The sequence below is a fragment of the Neorhizobium huautlense genome (assembly GCF_002968575.1).
In the GTDB taxonomy this organism is placed as follows: Bacteria; Pseudomonadota; Alphaproteobacteria; order Rhizobiales; family Rhizobiaceae; genus Neorhizobium; species Neorhizobium huautlense.
In genome coordinates this window covers 1-417 of the sequence record NZ_PVBM01000118.1, presented here as the reverse complement: position 1 = coordinate 417, position 417 = coordinate 1, and the positions used below count along the sequence as shown (strand labels likewise).

Below are 417 nucleotides of genomic sequence, written 5' to 3'. Positions count from 1 at the left end.
GTCCTGAAAATTGCGCTGGCTCCAGTGAAAGACACGCACCTGCGCGTTAATCGCATTGCTGCCTTCGTTGCTCAGCCAGATGCCGTCAGCATTTTTATCCTGAAGGGTTAACGAGACAGGAGAAACCTGCAAACCGCTGGCCAGGGCAAGATTTTGTGAGGCGATCAATCCTGTCAGGCAAAGCCAAATGGCCTGCCTTAAAAAGGTTTTTATTCTCATAAAATTCCGTTTAATCAATAGTTAACGTTGACGGTTACCGTGTCGGCATAGCTATCTGGGGTGAAGTTTGCGCTCGCGGCGGTCGCGTAGACCGTGTAGGTTTGTGCAACGCCAGTACCGGTGCCCGCCACGCCATTACCCACCGTGGTGGTGGTGGCGGTATTCCCCCACACCGGGCCGGTGGCGGAGGTTTGGTTG

At 54.0% G+C, this 417-nt stretch carries 2 pseudogenes; both read right to left on the bottom strand.

Features of this window, described 5'->3' with window-relative positions:
- A pseudogene (locus C5L12_RS27890) lies at nt 1-219 on the bottom strand (hypothetical protein); the annotation flags it as partial.
- A 14-nt stretch (nt 220-233) separates the two neighbouring features.
- Nucleotides 234-417, bottom strand: a pseudogene (locus C5L12_RS27885) (spore coat protein U domain-containing protein); the annotation flags it as partial.